A 14999-nucleotide genomic window follows, 5' to 3' on the forward strand; every position below is an offset into this window, starting at 1 on the left:
CCGCTGCTCCGCACCGCCGTTTCCGGTGCCCGTGAAGCGGGCCTGCCCCACCGAACCCGCTGGGACCGCCTTCGTAGGGCGGGGCCGTCAGGGGTGGTCGCCGGTGCCTCCACCGGTGGGGGCGGAGGTGCGCTGGTGGCCGCCGGGTCGTGGTGCCTGGCGGGTGTCGCGAACGCTGTCGTGGGCGGCCTCGGCAACCGCCTGCGGGGTGATGCCGAACTCCGCGTACAGGCGCTGGTAGTCGGCGGAGGCTCCGTAATGCTCCAGGCTCACGATCCGTCCGGCGTCGCCGACCACCTCGCGCCATCCCTGCCCGACCGCAGCCTCTACGCTGACCCGCGCGCGCACGTCCGGGGGCAGCACCTCGTCCTGGTAGGCCGGGGACTGGGCGGCGAACCACTCCCGGCACGGCATCGACACCACCCGCACCGCGAGACCGTCGGCCGCCAGCAGTTCGCGGGCGTCCAGGGCGATCTGTACCTCGGAACCCGTCGCGATCAGGATGACGTCCGGCGCGGCGCCGTCCGCCGCGTCGGCCAGGACATATCCCCCTCGAGCCGCGCCCTGCGCGGGGGCGTACCTCCCGCTGTCGCGGTCGAGGACGGGCAGGTTCTGCCGGGTCAGGATCAGCCCGGCGGGCCGGTCCTTGTGCTCCAGGACGGTGCGCCAGCAGGCGGCGGTCTCGTTCGCGTCGGCGGGGCGCACCACGTCCAGGCCGGGGATGGCGCGCAGGGCCGCCAGGTGTTCCACGGGCTGGTGGGTGGGGCCGTCCTCACCCAGACCGATGGAGTCGTGGGTCCAGACGTAGGTGGCGGGTAGCTGCATCAGCGCGGCCAGGCGTACGGCGGGGCGCATGTAGTCGGAGAACGTCAGGAAGGTGCCGCCGTAGGGGCGGGTCAGGCTCTGCAGGGCGATGCCGTTGAGGATGGAGCCCATCGCGTGCTCGCGGATGCCGAAGTGCAGGGTGCGGCCGTACGGGCCGCCCTTCCACTCCTTGGTCTGCCGGTCGGCGGGAACGAAGGAGGGCTCGCCGGTCATGGTGGTGTTATTACTCTCGGCCAGGTCCGCCGAGCCGCCCCACAGCTCCGGCAGTACCGGCGCCAGTGCGGCGAGCACCTGGCCGGACGCCTTGCGGGTGGCCATGCCCTTCGGGTCGGCCGGGAACGTCGGCAGCGCGTCGGCCCAGCCGTCGGGCAGCTCCTGCGCCTGGAGCCGGTCGAGCAGCGCGGCACGGTCCGGGTTCGCCTCCCGCCACGCCGCGAAGCCCCGCTCCCACTCGGCGTGCGCGTCGCGACCCCGGTCGGCCACCGCGCGGGCCCGGCTCAGCACGTCGTCCTCCACGGTGAAGGTGCGCTCCGGGTCGAAGCCGAGCACCTGCTTGGTGGCGGCGACCTCGTCATCGCCCAGGGCCGAGCCGTGCGCCTTCCCGGTGTTCTGCTTGTTCGGCGCGGGCCAGCCGATCAGGGTGCGCAGCATGATCAGCGAAGGGCGCCCGGTCTCCCGCTTGGCCTCCTCGACCGCGGCCAGCACCGCGTCGACGTCCTCGACGTACGAGCCGGTGCGCGTCCAGTCCACGGTCTGCACGTGCCAGCCGTAGGCGGCGTACCGGGCGGGAACGTCCTCGCTGAAGGAGACGTCGGTGTCGTCCTCGATGGAGATGTGGTTGGAGTCGTAGAACGTGATCAGGTTGCCTAGCTGCTGGTGGCCGGCGAGCGAGGCGGCCTCGGAGGCGACGCCCTCCATCATGTCGCCGTCCGAGGCGATCACGTAGACGTGGTGGTCGAACGGGCTGGTGCCTGGCGCCGCGTCGGGGGCCAGCAGACCGCGCTCGCGGCGTGCGGCCATCGCCATGCCCACCGCGCTCGCCAGACCCTGGCCCAGCGGGCCCGTGGTGATCTCCACGCCACGGGTGTGGCGGTACTCCGGGTGGCCGGGGGTGGCCGAGTCCCAGGTCCGGTACGCCTCCAGGTCGGACAGTTGCAACCCGTACCCGGAGAGATAGAGCTGGATGTACAGGGTCAGGCTCGAGTGTCCGCAGGAGAGCACGAACCGGTCGCGCCCCAGCCACTGGTCGTCAGCCGGGTCGTGCCGCATGACGTTCTGGAACAGCAGGTACGCGAGCGGGGCCAGGCTCATCGCCGTCCCGGGATGGCCGTTGCCCGCCTTCTGGACCGCGTCGGCCGCCAGCAGCCGCGCGGTGTCGACCGCGCGCACGTCCACCGCGTCCCAGCCGGCCCGCTCCGCCACCGGCAGGGGCACCGACCTGTTCCGCTGGATGCTCGACTCCTTGCTTGCCATGCCAATTGCTCCTCACGAAAACCGGTGAGCCGGACTTCGGGTTCTGTGGCCGGCCTTCGCGTGAGTGGCGAAAGCCGCCTCTGGATGAACAGGGGAAGGCCCGCCTGGCGCTTTGCATCAACAGGCGGGCGATTACGCAGGCTGGGAACTCTTCTCTGTCCCCGGCTCCTGGAGCCTGGTTAACAGGGGGCGCTCAGCGGTTGTCGTCGTAGGAGTCGCGGCTGCCGGACTTGGCCAGTCCTCGGCTGATCATGTAACCGACGGTCAGGATCACGATGTACAGCCATGCCTTGTCGGCTCGGAAGTAGTCGGCGTGACCGTCGTCGCTTCCGACGAGCGTGGAGGCGAACAGGACCGCGACGACTGAAGCGACGTAGACAAAGAACTCGGTGGTCTCAGCGCTGACTTCGTTTCGGTCGAATGCCTGCGGACCTGGTGAGTCGTGGAGTCGTTGCCTGCGCGTTCAGCCGGAGTACCGGGCGGGTTCATGGTGGTCATGGGCGCGCATCCTCATGGGGTCGCGAAGTACTTGCTGCACTCCACTGGGGCATTGCCTGGGTTTCGGCCTGCCCCCTCCGAGTACCCATAGGCAGGGGGGCAAACAGGACTCGTGTCGCGGAGGGGCCTCCGGCTGTTGGGCCACGGCCGTCCGGGCCGTCCGTCGCCTGTTCTCCTTTGGTGCGATACCGGTTGGTGGGTGAGCTGGTCAGTCTTCGGAGAGCACGTCCTTGACTGTCTCGTGCAGTGGCAGGACGGACGTGAGACGGGTGAGTTCGAGGATGCGTCTGACCTCCGGTTGAACACCGGTCAACGCGAATCGGTGCCCGGCGTCCGAACGGCGGCGGTGCATTTCGACGAAGGCTCCCAGCGCGCTGGAGTCGCAGAAGTCCGCCTGGGTGAGGTCCAGGATCAGCAGCGGGACCTTCTGCATCTCCGTGGTAGCGAGATGTCCCAGCAACTGGGGCGCGGTGTGGTAATCGATGGCACCGTCCACGGCGACGACCGCGTGCCGTGGGCCGCGGCGCGATGCGAGGGCCAGTGTCGGACCGGTGGGAAGCAGACTGTCGGCGTCGACCTGTGGTGCGCTGTCGGAGGCCGTGTGCGCCTCGGGGCCGGGGGAGGGGGTCATCGGGAGCGGCTCTCCTGTATCCGGGGCGAATGGGTGGGCTGATGGTCCTGGTGGCGGTCGAGGAGTCGACCGGGGTACGTCGTCATGAGGTCTTGACCTCCGCCCACACGACTTTTCCTCCGTCGATCCGGCGGGTGCCCCATCGTGTCGCGATGGCGTCGATGAGGAATATGCCCCGGTGCCCGAACTCCCCGGGCTGGGAAACGATGACACGAGGCTCCTCGCGACTGCTGTCCGTCACCTCCAGGACCACGTGTTCACCGGCTCGCCGCAGCTCGACGCGCAACGGTGTCCTGGCGTGACGGACGGCGTTGGCGACCATCTCGTCCGCGATCAGCATCATGTCGTTCGCCAGATGCCGCAGACCCCACTCGCGCATGACCTTGGAGACCAGGTCGCGGGCGTCGGGGACCGCGCTGGAGACCGGTTCCTCCAGCCCGTCCACCTGACTGCCGGTGCAGAGCGCGATGTCGACGGCCCCGGCCCGCGAGGTTGTCGAAGCGGACCTCGATCGACTGAGGTGAGCGGACCCAGCCGAGCCGTGCCACGCGGTCGAAGTCGGCACGGCGTACCCGGAGCCGGGCGGCGGCCTGTTCGGGTCCGAGCGGAGTGTCGGCGGCGACCAGCTCCGCCAGGTCCTCGTGTCGCGGCAGACCTGGTCGACCTGTCCGGGGTTGGTGCAGCGTCCCGTCCGGGTTCGCGTTCAGGTCGACCAGCAGGCCGCGGTCGATGAACCGCCGGACCAAGAAGGCCGTCACGTTCAGCCTTTCCGCCGATCACTCCCCCTGGTTGCGGTCGGTGCTTCGGCGGCCGTTCCACGAGGCTCGCCGTCGTATCGGGTGGGGGGCGTTCGGTAGGGTTCTGGGGTGCTGGCTGTCCGGTCGGTGCCTTCCTGGGGGGATGAGCGAGACGAGGAACATGCCGGAGCAAGCGAGTCCGCCTGCGATAGCACCGAGCGAGCCTGTGGCCGCAGTGGTCGAGGCGGCGCGGATGGCGGCGGTGCGCCGTTACGACATTCTCGACACCCCTCCGGACGGCGCCTACGACAGGGTCGCGGCGCTGGCCGCGCGCCTGTTCGAGGTGCCGGTGGCGACGGTGACGATCGTGGACGAGGACCGGATCTGGTTCAAGGCCACGCACGGCCTGGAAGGCGTCACCGAGATCGGCCGCGATCCGGGCCTGTGCGCCTCGGCAGTGCTGAGTGATGACACCACCGTCATCCCCGACACCCTCCTCGATCCGGTCGCCTGCTCCAACCCGCTGGTCGCCGGCCCGATGGGGGTGCGGTTCTACGCCGCCGCTCCGATCATCACCGCCGACGGATACCGGCTGGGCACGGTCAACGTCCTCGACACCCGTCCCCGCGAGATCAGCGAGGCGGATTCGGCCACGCTGGCGGACCTGGCCGCGGTGGTACGTGACCAGCTGGAGCTGCGGTTGTCCGCGCTGCACGTGGTGCGCGCCGAGCAGGAGCGCCGTCGGGTCGAGCAGGAGAAGCGTCAGGCGGAGGAAGAGGCCCGGAAGCGGGCGGAGCGGGACAGGGCGGCCATCGCCGCGTTCGCCTCGACCCTGCAGCGCACCCTGGTGCCTCCCGCGCTGCCCGCGGTGCCGGGGCTTGAGCTGGCCTGCCACTACAAGACCGCCTCCCCGCAGGAAGTGGGCGGCGACTTCTACGACGTCTTCCCCGTCGGCGGGGGCCGATGGGCGTTCTTCCTGGGCGATGTGTGTGGCAAGGGCGCCGAAGCCGCCTCGGTCACCTCACTGACCCGTTACACGCTGCGGGCCGCAGCCCTCGTCGACGCGGACCCCACGGCCGCACTCAAAGCCCTGAACACCGCACTGCTGCTGGACGCCGCGGTCGGTACCCGCTTCTGCACCGCCGTCTTCGGCCTGCTCGATCCCGCCCGGGACGGCGGTTTCACGGTCACGCTGGCCACCGGTGGTCACCCGCCCGCCTACCACCTCAGCCCCACCGGGGGCGGCGGTGTGCAGGTCGAGGCGGTCCGTGCCAAGGGCGGCATGCTGGTCGGCGCGATCGCCGAAGCTGCCTTCGTCTCACGCACCCTGCACCTGGCACCCGGCCAGGGCTTGCTGCTGTACACCGACGGGCTGACCGAGGCCCGCACCGCCGATGGCCACATGCTCGCCGACACGGGCCTGACGGACTTCCTGGCCCAGCGACCGGCGCCCGTCAGTGCCGGTGCCCTGATCGACGACACCGTCGCGCTCCTCGACACCCTCCCCGACACCGAACGCGACGACGTGGCGCTGCTTGCCCTCTCCGTCCCCACACCCGATGCCGCTCCCGCCGGCATCACCACTACCGCCCACAGCGCCGCCGCCCCGACCACCGACGTCTCCGTCGGGCAGGAGAACCGACGCCCATGACCGACGCATTCCACATCGACGTCCCCCACACCGACGGCGCCCTGGCCGTGCTCGCACTGTCCGGCGAATTCGACATCACCACCGCACCCGCCGTACGGACCCGCGCCCTCGAGCTCATCGCGAACGGCCACCCCCATTTGGTCGCCGACCTCTCGGACGTCACCTTCTGCGACTCCTCCGGGCTGGGCGCCCTCGTCGGCATCTGGCGCTGCGCCAAGGACGCCGACGGCTCCCTGACCCTGGCGGCCATCCCCGACCGGCTGGACCGCCTGCTCAGCGTCACCGGGATGGACACCTTCCTGCCCGCCTACCCCAGCGCCGAGGCCGCCCTCGCCGCCAGCCAGGGCAACTGCACCACCCCCTGAACCTTTCGTCGTTTGTCGCGCGCAGCGGCGGGCGGCATCAGCGAGTTCGGTCGGCACAGCCCAGCCCAGCCGTTCCCCTGCGGTGGCGCGGGCGGGCATGGCTGAGCGCGCGTCGCGACCGATGTACTGGTCGCGGCGCGCGCTCATCTACTCCGTTCCTAGCGCTCCACGTCGGCGCGGCGGCGTGGAGCGTGACGCTCGGAGGGGAGTTGGACCTCGATCGGGTCGCCGGCCGCTTCGGCGCCTTCGATCAGCAGCCGCGGCCGCGCGAACTCCTCGAGGACTGTCGCCGTCAGGCCGGGGCGGCCGGCGTTGCGGGGGTGAACGCATCGCCCAGGCGATGGACCTGGCCTCCTTCGACCCCCGCGACCCGGCCGTCTCCCGCTCCCGCCGCCTGGGGCTTGCCGCCGCCCAGTCCTACCGCGACCAGTACGGCCACCTCGACGTCCCCGCCGACTACACCGACCCCACCGGCTACCGGCTGGGCACCTTCATCACCACCATGCGCGACGCACACACCGCCGGCCGCCTCGAAGCCGACTGGACCGCCGAACTCGACGCCCTGGGCATGATCTGGGACAAGCACGACGCCGCCTGGCGCTCCCGCCTGGCCGCGGCCGCCGACTACCACCGCACCCACGGCCGCCTCGCCGCCCCCGCCACCACCCCCGTCAGAGCCTGGCTCGCCGAGCAACGCCACCTCGCAGCGAAGAACGAGCTGGCCAGCGCCCGCGCGGACGCTCTCACCACCCTCGCCGCCGACTGGCGCCTCCCGCACGGAGCGGACTGGCACCGTGAATACCACCTGCTGCGCGCCCACCTCGCCTCCGGCGCCGACCCCGCCGCCCTCACCCGCGACACCCAGCTCGCAGGCGTGAAGATCGGCTCCTGGCTGGCCCGGCAGCTCACCACCTGGCACAACCTTCACCCCGGCCAGCAACGGCTGATGAACGCCCTCGGCCTCACCCCCACAAGCAACCCGCTCGCCCCCGCCCGTCGCACCCGCCGTACCTTCGCCCAGACCGTCCAGCTCCTGGAACTCTTCCTGCACCGCGAAGGCCGCAACCCATCCGCCCGCGAGACGATCCGCGTCGACGGCGACACCGTCCAAATCGGCGCCTGGCTGGCCAAGGCCCGCCACCGGCACCGCTCCGGCCAGCTCCCCGAAGCGGACGCGCGCCTGGTCGCCGCCCTGTTCGACGGGGACTGGACGACCGAGGACGCCGCCCCGGCCGTCCTGGTGCAGACGCCCGTCGTCGGGCATGCGAGCTCGGGCGGACAACGGTCCCGCGGCTACGGCAGCCGGCCAGCGGCGAAAGCGGCCGTGCCGGTGGCTGCAGGGGCGTCCGGCCAGGTGAAGGCGGGGATGTGCCGGACGAGGGTGTCGGTGAAGCGGCCCCATCGGCGCGGATCCGACGTGGACCTTTCTGTCCTGCGGTAGCGGGGGGTTTCGCGCTGCCAGTCCAGATTGCCGCCGATCCAGGTACGGGACTACGAAGAGGCAGCGCTACCGGCTGAACGACCACCTCGACCTCGACGCCGACGACTACGACACGGTCGCCTGAGCCACCCGGCCGGGGCGTCCTGGTTCGCCGGAGCAGGCGGACAGGCGTACCTCGGGATCGACGAGGACTGACCCCCGCCGTCCCCTTGGCCCCCGCCCTCCCGGCGGGGGCCGTGATGTCGACCGGTCCCTCGGTGCGCAGTACGCGCAGCGCCGCCCGAACGGTGCTGCTCTTGCGCGCGCCCCGGTAGCCGCAGCCGCACAGTCGGCTGCTCTCGGCCGTTCCGTAGGCGATTTCCGGCATCCCGGCCGGCACCGCCACAGGGGGCGGGACCATGGCGGTGCCGTTCCTATCCGGTGGAGGAGTGAAACGATGGGCAAGCACGACAAGCCGCCGGCGGACCCGAGTACCGGGAACCCGCCGCCGGGCAACAGCGACGGACAGGTGCCCCCGCCTCCGCCCAGTGACGGCAAGCACAAGAAGTAGGCCCGTGGTGGTGGGGTCCGTATCCGACCTGGATGGGCCGCAGCGGTCCCTGGCCGCTGCCATGGACCAGCGGGGCGACTGGCCTGAACGCTCCGCGTGGATCCGCGACGGCGTCGACGCCCTGCCCCGGCACCTGTTCGCCCCGCGACGCGTCTGGCGATGGGACGGGCACGCCTACGTGCCGGTCGACCACGGGCACGATCCGGCCGGCTGGGCGGACGAGGTGTATGCCGGGCCGGATGCGGCGACCGTCACCCAGGTCACCAACGGACTGCCGACATCGAGCCTGTCCTGCCAGGCCGTGGTGGTCGACATGCTGGACTCACTCCTGCTCGAACCCGGCCACCGAGTGCTGGAGCTGGGCACGGGCAACGGCTGGGACGCCGCCCTGCTGGACCGGCGAGCCGGCCCGGGCCTCACCGTCAGTGTGGAGGCGGACCCCGATCTGGCCGAGACAGCGCGCCGGGCACTGGCCGCAGCGGGCGTCATGGTGGACGTGCAGGTCGGTGACGGAAACCAGGGTTGGGCGCCCAAGGCCCCCTACGACCGGGTCATCGCAACCTACGCCGTCGAGCGGATCCCGTGGGCCTGGGTCGAGCAGGTGAAGCCGGGCGGACGGATCGTCACCCCGTGGGGCCGCCTGGGACACGTGGCGCTGACCGTCGCCGACGACGGCCGCTCCGCCACCGGATGGGTACAGGGACTGGCACAGTTCATGCCCGACCGCCGTACCCTGCATGCCGAACCCGGCTTCACCCAGGTACGCGCCGGCAGCGAGCCGGACGGGGAGCAGCCCTTCGTCCGCGACCTCGCCCCGCTCCGGGACGACGTGCATCTGCGGTTCGCGCTGCGCGTCGCTCTGCCCGATCTCAGGATCGCCCTCGCTGAGGACGCTGACGGGCTCAACGCCTGGATCCACGACGCCCGGCAGTCCTGGGCCGTGCTCTCGGCCGTCGGCGGCGGCCGGACGATCGCCCTCCAGGGCGGCCCCCGCAGACTGGCCGACGAGCTGGAGGCAGCCTGGAACACGTGGCTGGAGCAGGGTGCACCTGACCTGTACGACTTCGGGATGACCGTCACGGACAGCGGCACCGCCCAGTACATGTGGGTCAACGATTCCCAGAGCGGGCCCCGCTGGCCGGTCACCTGAAGCACACCTTCCGCCCCTGTGAAAGCCCCGCTCCTCAACCCGACCATCACCCACCCCGCCCCCCGGACGACGCACCCGGGGCTGCCCCTGGCCGGCGCCGAACACACGCCGCCCACACCCCCCCCCGGGCACCGCCGCCTCACGCGCAGCCGCTCACCCCGGCAACCGGGACGCGCTCCTGCTGACCGCCCGCCTCGTCGCCCGGCCCGCAGACGTTATGGGGCCCCTCAGGCCGTCCTCTCGCACGCCAGCGCCCTGCTCCGGGCCGCGGCAGCATGGACCGGTCACCGAACCCCGGCTGCCATGCAGTGCGCGAAAACGCTGAGCAACGCCGCGAGGTGGACGCCGTTCGGGCCGTCCGAACACCGCGACCCCCGCCCCGGGGAGACGGCGCCCCAGAGGCGGCGCTGCCCGCGGAGCCCTCACCGGTGCGGTCCCGGCGGTTGCCCAGCCGTATGCCGCCGGCCCGCGACGGTCCCCGCACCTTGCGGGCGCTGCCCGGCATCCGTGGTGTCCCCCCGCTGGCCTGGGTATTCGCGGGGCGCGCGCGGGCTGCACCGCCTGGTGGATGTCAGCAGCCGGACCTACGGGCGACGGCGCCGGCGCACGGTCAGTCGCGCGCGGGCAGACCCAACTGCTCGGCACGGGCCGCCAGGGGGCGTCCTGGCTTTGTTCACGGGTTGTGGTTCTGGCTCAGCTTCCGTGCAGCGGCCACTCTGAGTGACGGCTGAGCGTCTGCTGGCAGTGCTCGAAGTCGCCCGAAAAGGAGCCGTGGTCAAGGTAGTTGGGGGTTAGCGGCTGCGGCGCAGGCTCGGGGCGCGTGTAGGGCTCGTGGACTTTGGCAATGACCTCGTCGTAGAACGCCGCCAGTACCGACACCGCATGATTGATGGTTGCCGGGGCGTACCCCGACTTCAGGTACGGCTTGCCGGTGCGCGCGTTCAGCGACCCCGGCGCGGGTGCATCCGGGCGGTGCCGGTCCCACGCCGGGTTGTGGCACGTCCGCAGCCACAGGACGAAGTCGCGTACGTCCACGCGCTTCGCACGGCTCCAATCGACGTCCACTGCGGCGAGGAACCGGAACCAGCGCAGCAGGTCAAAGGCCTCGGTCAGCCCACGCGACCCCGCCCTCCTCACCACCGTGCTTCCTGAACCAAGGAGCACGACCGGCAGCATCGAGCAGGCGACGGCGGATCGTGGTGAACTCGCCCGCCTGGCCGAGGGCCTGCTGAGCGAGCCGACCGTCCGCAACCTGTGGCGCCAGCAGCTCTCACTGACGCGCGTCTTCGACTGGCCGGGTGGATCCCCCGCCGACACCTGGCAGGACCGCTGGCTGCTGAGCGGTTCCGACGACCTGGGCTCCGGCTGGGGACCGCAAGGGCTGAGCGCGGGCACCCGGTCGCGGTTCACCGCCGGTCTCGGCACGTTGATCGTCCTGCAGGTCGTCCGGCCTCCTACAGTTGGCTCTTCCGCAGGATCTTGTCGACAGAGACGGTCAACGGCGGCCTGCCGATCCACATCGCCGCGAAGCTCCTTGGCCACCTCGATCTCAACACCACTCAGGCATACCTCGCGGTCTATCCCGAGGGGGTCATCCGCCACTACCGGCAGTTCGTCGACCAGCGCCGAACGCACCGTCCCAGCGAGGAGTACCGCTAGCCCGGCGACACCGAGTGGCAGGAATTCCGCGATCACTGCAGCCTGCGCAAGGTCGCCCTCGGCACCTGCGACCGCCCCTATGGAACCCCTTGCCAGCACGAGAACGCCTGTGTCAGATGCCCCATGCTCCGCCTGGACCTGGCCCAGGAACCCCGGCTGCTGGAGATCGAGGCCAACACCCGCCAGCGCCTCGGGGAAGCTCAGCGGATGCAGTGGCTCGGCGAAGCCGCCGGACTGCAGGAGAGCCTGCGGCACATCGCCGGCAAGAAACAGCAGGCCGAACGTCGGCGAGCCCAAGCAGACCGAGCCGAGGATGGTGTCACTGCCCTGGGCTGACCTCGATGCCAGGACTCTGTGGTCCGGTGCGGCGCTAATCGTCGTCCGGCTCGGCCGGCAGGGTGGGCCGGGGGCCTTCGTCGGGCACAACTACCAGGCGTACGGCCATGTGCCGTGAGTCGGGTGGGTGGTCACCGGGCTCCGTCAGGTATTTGCGTAGAAGCGCCTGGTACTCCTCGACGAACGTGGCGACCTGCTCCTTCGTCATCCGCAATCCGGCGCGGTAGATCTGGTTCCAGCCTGCGGAGGAGTCGTACCCGGCGTATGCGCTCACGACCAGGTTCAGGTCATGGGTCATCTTGAGTGCGCCGATCTTCACCGCGGCCTCGCGTTCGTCGGCCGTCAACTCCAGGCCCGGTGGCGTGAAGATGTCCGTCATGAGCGACTTCCACCAGCGTTCCCGGCCGGCGGACCGCTCCTCGACCTCGGCGATCAACTTGAGGGCGGCGAGTTTACGCAGGTGGTAGCTGGTGGTGCCGGTACTCTCGCCGAGCGCTTTGGCGACGCTGGTGGAGTTCGCTTCGCCGTGCTCTCCGAGGTAGCTCAGGATGTCGCGGCGCACCGGGTTGGACAGGGCCTTGTAGAAGGCTTTGAGGTCCGGGCCGGTGAGCACTCTCTTCTCAGTGCGCTCGACCATGCGACCAGCCTACTGCAGAGACTCTCTGCAGTCATTACAGAGATTGTTTGCAGAACATCTCTGCAGTCGCTACTTTGGTTCGGGAGGGCACCAGCAGGTGCCCAGACGCTGGGGGGTTGAGATGCGGGAAGATCTGGTCGGGAGGGTGTTGCTAGCCGCTGGGGTGGCGCTGATGCCGTGGCTCGCGGTGCTGTGGACGACGCTGCCGGACCCCTATCCGGCGCAGCACTGGCGGGTCGCCTGGGTCGGCTTCGATGCGTTGGAGATCGCCGGTCTGCTGACGTCGGCGGTGCTGGTGCGGCGTAGTGACCACCGGGCGCCGCTGGCGTCGATCGCGACGGCCGTGCTGTTACTGGTCGACGCATGGTTCGACGTCATGACGGCCGGGCGCGACGTGGTCTTCTCATTGGTGCTGGCCTGCACGCTGGAGCTGCCCCTGGCGATATTGTGCGCTGTCGCCGCGCTGCGGCCGCCAGGGGTGGCTTCCGTTCAGCCAGCCGTGGCGCAAGGGGTGGCCGTCCATGTCTGACTCGCTGGATGCCGGGATGCGGGACGAGATCGACGACCAGGTCGCGGAAGCCTTCGATGCCTACCTGGCCGACCGGCTGGCTGAACCGGGTCCACTGCGCGCGTCACCGGCATTGGGGCGCAGCGCCGGGGTAGTGCTGGGCACCGTCGGGTTGGGCGCCCTCGCCACGGCGCTGGCGCCGACTGGAGGCGCCGTCGTCTGCTGGATCTGGGGGGCGATCGCGGTGATCGATCTCGTCTGGTTGCTTACCGCGCGCCGTCGTTGACGGTCCGTGGACCAAGCTCTCGCCGACCCGCCGATCGTACTCGGCCCATAGAGTCCGGTCTCCGAGCAAGGCAGAGCTGAGAGCGAAGATGTGCGCACGGGCTCTCTCTCCCGTCGCGAGCCCACCAGTGGATGGACCGGTCACCCGACGCCGTTGGTTAGTGCAGGTAGGCATCTTCGCTTCCTGCGGCCAGGAGGCGTTCTTCGAAGGCCACGTCCACGCTCGAGGGCACCCTGGTGCCCGCCCGCGACCGCAGCGTCGCGGCCTCGAGCAAGAACTATCGGTACTCGACCAACCTCCAAGTGCTGATCGACGCCAACAGCCGCCTGGTCGTGGCGATCGGTCTGCCACTGCCCGGGAGCCGCAACGACTGCCGGGCTTTCACCGAGTCCGGCGTCGATCGGGCTGTCGTGGAGCCCCGACCATCGCCGACGGCGGATACCAGGGCACCGACCTGCTCATCCCGCACCGCAAACGGCGAGGCCAGACACACCTCAGTCCGCAGCAGGAAGCGGAGAACGCCGTCCACCGCCGGGCGCGAGCCCGAGTGGAACACGGGCTGCCGGCCCAGAGGGTAACGGCGTTCACCAGGCCATGCTCGGCGTCGCCCGGCTCCACAACCTGGCCCTCACTGGATAACTCACGCCCATACGGGACAACCTCTAGGGCGTGTATCGCTTGCCCATGTGCTCCTGCCACCCAACCTGGACTGCGCCTCCTGGACCCGAACGTCTTGGTCCGGGCTGTCCGGTTCGGCGGGGAACTTCACCCTGTCGACCGGTGCCGGGCTTGCCGGCCCCGTGAGTCACAGGAACTCGCTCCGGTAGGTCGAGGCCAACTCGGCCGCGCGGCGGCGGCGCTCCGCGAGCTCGTCCTCCGACATTTGGGGCGGCGGCGCGTCCTTGCCCGCGACGACATCGCCGATGCGCAGGAAGTACTCGTCCTGGCCGGCGGGGGTGCACATGCACAGCATGCGGGCCGACGCACCCGAAGCGTTGCGGAAGTTGTGCGGCGCGTCGGCCGGGATGATGATCGTGGACCCGGCCCCTAGGGTGTGCTTCTCGCTGCGGAAAGTGAACTCGATCTCGCCCTCGAGGATCGTGAACATCTCCTCGAAGTCGTGCCGGTGAGGCGGCGGGCCGCCGCCGTCGGGGACGCGCATGTCGATCAGGCAGTACCGGCCGTTGGTCTGCTCGCCGGTGACCAGCATGGCGTACGTGTTGCCCACCAGAGAGATGTACGTCGTGCCGGGGTCGTCGGGGTCCGCCACGGTCAGCGAGCGGGACGGATCGTCGTCGGGAATCATCGGGGTTGTCTCCTTCAAAGGTCGGTCAGGTGAGGATCAGGGGCGGAGTCGTCGACCGTCGCGGCCACCTGCTGGGTGGACAGCTCGCGCGGCTCGGGCATCTGCTGCGGCCCGGTGACGGTGAACGTGGTGCGGCCGAGCGGATCGCGGAAGGGCCACCGGTCACCGCCCGTGCGCGCCGGGTCGAGCTGGAACTCGGCGGCCACGGCCATCGGGGCCAGCGCCCCGGCAATCTCCGGATCCAGGGACAGGGTCGTGGTCGTTCGCAGTGGCTGGTGCGGGCCTGGCGTCGTCGCCGTCGGCGCCAGGCCGACCAGTGCAGGATGTGCTCGACGGGTGGGGTCGGCCGGGCTGAGGTGGATGAGCTGGGAGGATCCGTTTCCGCTTTCCCGGCATCCGGCTCGCGGGCTCGCAGGACGGTCAGGCAGCCGTGGGCAGCATGGCCAGGGTCATGTGGCGGGCCATCCGGGATAGCGGCGCACCTGGTAGTCGTCCAGGCCGCACTCCTGTTTCGCGCTCTGGAAGGAGCATCCGCTCGAAGGTTCCGTCCGCCGCCCACCGGCGGAAACGCGTGTGGAGGCTGGCCCACGACCCGTATCGCTCGGGCACATCCCGCCAGGCGACCCCGGTGCGGAACTTCCACACGATCCCGTTCAGGACCGTCCGGTCGTCCAGCCGGGGCCGGCCCAGCGCAGGCCGGGGCAGCAGCGGCTGCACGAGTTCCCACTCGGCATCGGACAGTTCATGGCGACGTATCACGACTCCATGATCCACAACACAAGATCACTTTGACGACAGACCCTAGGACCGGGGGTGCGGCTGCGAGCCGTGCGATCCAGGATCGAGGTCGTGGCCTGTTGTGTCGTCGCTCTCCGGGAGCTTGCGGATGCCGTCGGATGCGCACCACCATCGCCCCGGACAGCTTCCGATACTTCACTCCGGTCTC

Annotated in this window: 15 protein-coding genes and 3 pseudogenes; 9 read left to right on the plus strand and 9 right to left on the minus strand. The window is 70.5% G+C overall.

Annotated elements, in window-relative coordinates; translation table 11 throughout:
* Nucleotides 1-87 precede the first annotated feature (87 nt).
* The 3 genes from tkt to D9753_RS35775 form a co-directional block, all read right to left on the minus strand.
* The gene (tkt, locus tag D9753_RS35760) at nt 88-2298 is read right to left on the minus strand and encodes a transketolase (RefSeq protein WP_121790754.1); all 2211 of its coding nucleotides are present in this window, start codon (nt 2296-2298) and stop codon (nt 88-90) included.
* Between the two features lie 706 nt (nt 2299-3004).
* Nucleotides 3005-3427, minus strand: a complete 423-nt coding sequence (locus tag D9753_RS35770; RefSeq protein WP_121790755.1) for an STAS domain-containing protein — start codon at nt 3425-3427, stop codon at nt 3005-3007.
* 82 nt (nt 3428-3509) lie between these two features.
* On the minus strand, nt 3510-3872 hold the full coding sequence (locus D9753_RS35775) for an ATP-binding protein (RefSeq protein WP_240468403.1): 363 nt from the start codon (nt 3870-3872) through the stop codon (nt 3510-3512).
* Nucleotides 3873-4390: 518 nt separating this feature from the next.
* On the opposite strand from D9753_RS35775, the gene D9753_RS35785 reads away from it, so the two are divergent.
* The 4 genes from D9753_RS35785 (at nt 4391) to D9753_RS35800 (ending at nt 9321) form a co-directional block, all read left to right on the plus strand.
* Nucleotides 4391-5815: a PP2C family protein-serine/threonine phosphatase gene (locus tag D9753_RS35785; protein WP_240468404.1), complete on the plus strand. Its 1425-nt coding sequence runs from the start codon at nt 4391-4393 to the stop codon at nt 5813-5815.
* A complete protein-coding gene (locus tag D9753_RS35790) occupies nt 5812-6180 on the plus strand; it encodes an STAS domain-containing protein (protein WP_121790756.1) in 369 nt (122 codons plus the stop codon). Before D9753_RS35785 ends, D9753_RS35790 begins: the two co-directional genes overlap by 4 nt.
* A gap of 340 nt (nt 6181-6520) precedes the next feature.
* Nucleotides 6521-7621: a helicase associated domain-containing protein gene (locus D9753_RS35795; protein WP_240468405.1), complete on the plus strand. Its 1101-nt coding sequence runs from the start codon at nt 6521-6523 to the stop codon at nt 7619-7621.
* Nucleotides 7622-8181: 560 nt separating this feature from the next.
* Entirely contained in the window at nt 8182-9321 is a 1140-nt protein-coding gene (locus D9753_RS35800) for a methyltransferase domain-containing protein (protein ID WP_240468406.1), read from the plus strand.
* Nucleotides 9322-10014: 693 nt separating this feature from the next.
* On the opposite strand, the gene D9753_RS35805 is transcribed toward D9753_RS35800, so the two are convergent.
* Nucleotides 10015-10497 (minus strand): hypothetical protein, encoded by a 483-nt coding sequence (locus tag D9753_RS35805; protein ID WP_163010892.1) that lies wholly within the window; start codon nt 10495-10497, stop codon nt 10015-10017.
* A 303-nt stretch (nt 10498-10800) separates the two neighbouring features.
* Here D9753_RS35805 and D9753_RS37295 point away from each other — a divergent pair, with 303 nt between their 5' ends.
* A complete protein-coding gene (locus D9753_RS37295) occupies nt 10801-10980 on the plus strand; it encodes a site-specific integrase (protein WP_205614344.1) in 180 nt (59 codons plus the stop codon).
* Between the two features lie 123 nt (nt 10981-11103).
* Entirely contained in the window at nt 11104-11316 is a 213-nt protein-coding gene (locus D9753_RS37300; protein WP_205614345.1) for a hypothetical protein, read from the plus strand.
* 34 nt (nt 11317-11350) lie between these two features.
* On the opposite strand, the gene D9753_RS35815 is transcribed toward D9753_RS37300, so the two are convergent.
* Nucleotides 11351-11953, minus strand: a complete 603-nt coding sequence (locus D9753_RS35815) for an ArsR/SmtB family transcription factor (RefSeq protein WP_121790759.1) — start codon at nt 11951-11953, stop codon at nt 11351-11353.
* Between the two features lie 121 nt (nt 11954-12074).
* On the opposite strand from D9753_RS35815, the gene D9753_RS35820 reads away from it, so the two are divergent.
* The 3 genes and pseudogenes from D9753_RS35820 to D9753_RS35830 all read left to right on the plus strand — a co-directional run.
* Entirely contained in the window at nt 12075-12482 is a 408-nt protein-coding gene (locus tag D9753_RS35820) for a hypothetical protein (RefSeq protein WP_205614346.1), read from the plus strand.
* Nucleotides 12475-12747 carry a hypothetical protein gene (locus D9753_RS35825; protein ID WP_121790760.1) on the plus strand — a complete coding sequence of 91 codons (273 nt, stop codon included), beginning with the start codon at nt 12475-12477 and terminating at the stop codon, nt 12745-12747. The genes D9753_RS35820 and D9753_RS35825 overlap by 8 nt, the downstream gene beginning before the upstream one ends.
* 176 nt (nt 12748-12923) lie before the next feature.
* Nucleotides 12924-13386 (plus strand): annotated as a pseudogene (locus D9753_RS35830) (transposase); the annotation flags it as partial.
* 166 nt (nt 13387-13552) lie between these two features.
* Here the strand turns inward: D9753_RS35830 and D9753_RS35835 are convergent.
* The 4 genes and pseudogenes from D9753_RS35835 to D9753_RS38845 form a co-directional block, all read right to left on the minus strand.
* Nucleotides 13553-14053 carry a cupin domain-containing protein gene (locus D9753_RS35835; RefSeq protein ID WP_121790761.1) on the minus strand — a complete coding sequence of 167 codons (501 nt, stop codon included), beginning with the start codon at nt 14051-14053 and terminating at the stop codon, nt 13553-13555.
* 14 nt (nt 14054-14067) lie between these two features.
* Nucleotides 14068-14265: a hypothetical protein gene (locus D9753_RS35840; RefSeq protein WP_121790762.1), complete on the minus strand. Its 198-nt coding sequence runs from the start codon at nt 14263-14265 to the stop codon at nt 14068-14070.
* 131 nt (nt 14266-14396) lie between these two features.
* Nucleotides 14397-14577, minus strand: a pseudogene (locus D9753_RS37305) (IS701 family transposase); the annotation flags it as partial.
* Between the two features lie 16 nt (nt 14578-14593).
* A pseudogene (locus D9753_RS38845) lies at nt 14594-14827 on the minus strand (transposase); the annotation flags it as partial.
* Between the last annotated feature and the right edge of the window lie 172 nt (nt 14828-14999).

The organism is Streptomyces dangxiongensis, assembly GCF_003675325.1.
Lineage (GTDB): Bacteria > Actinomycetota > Actinomycetes > Streptomycetales > Streptomycetaceae > Streptomyces > Streptomyces dangxiongensis.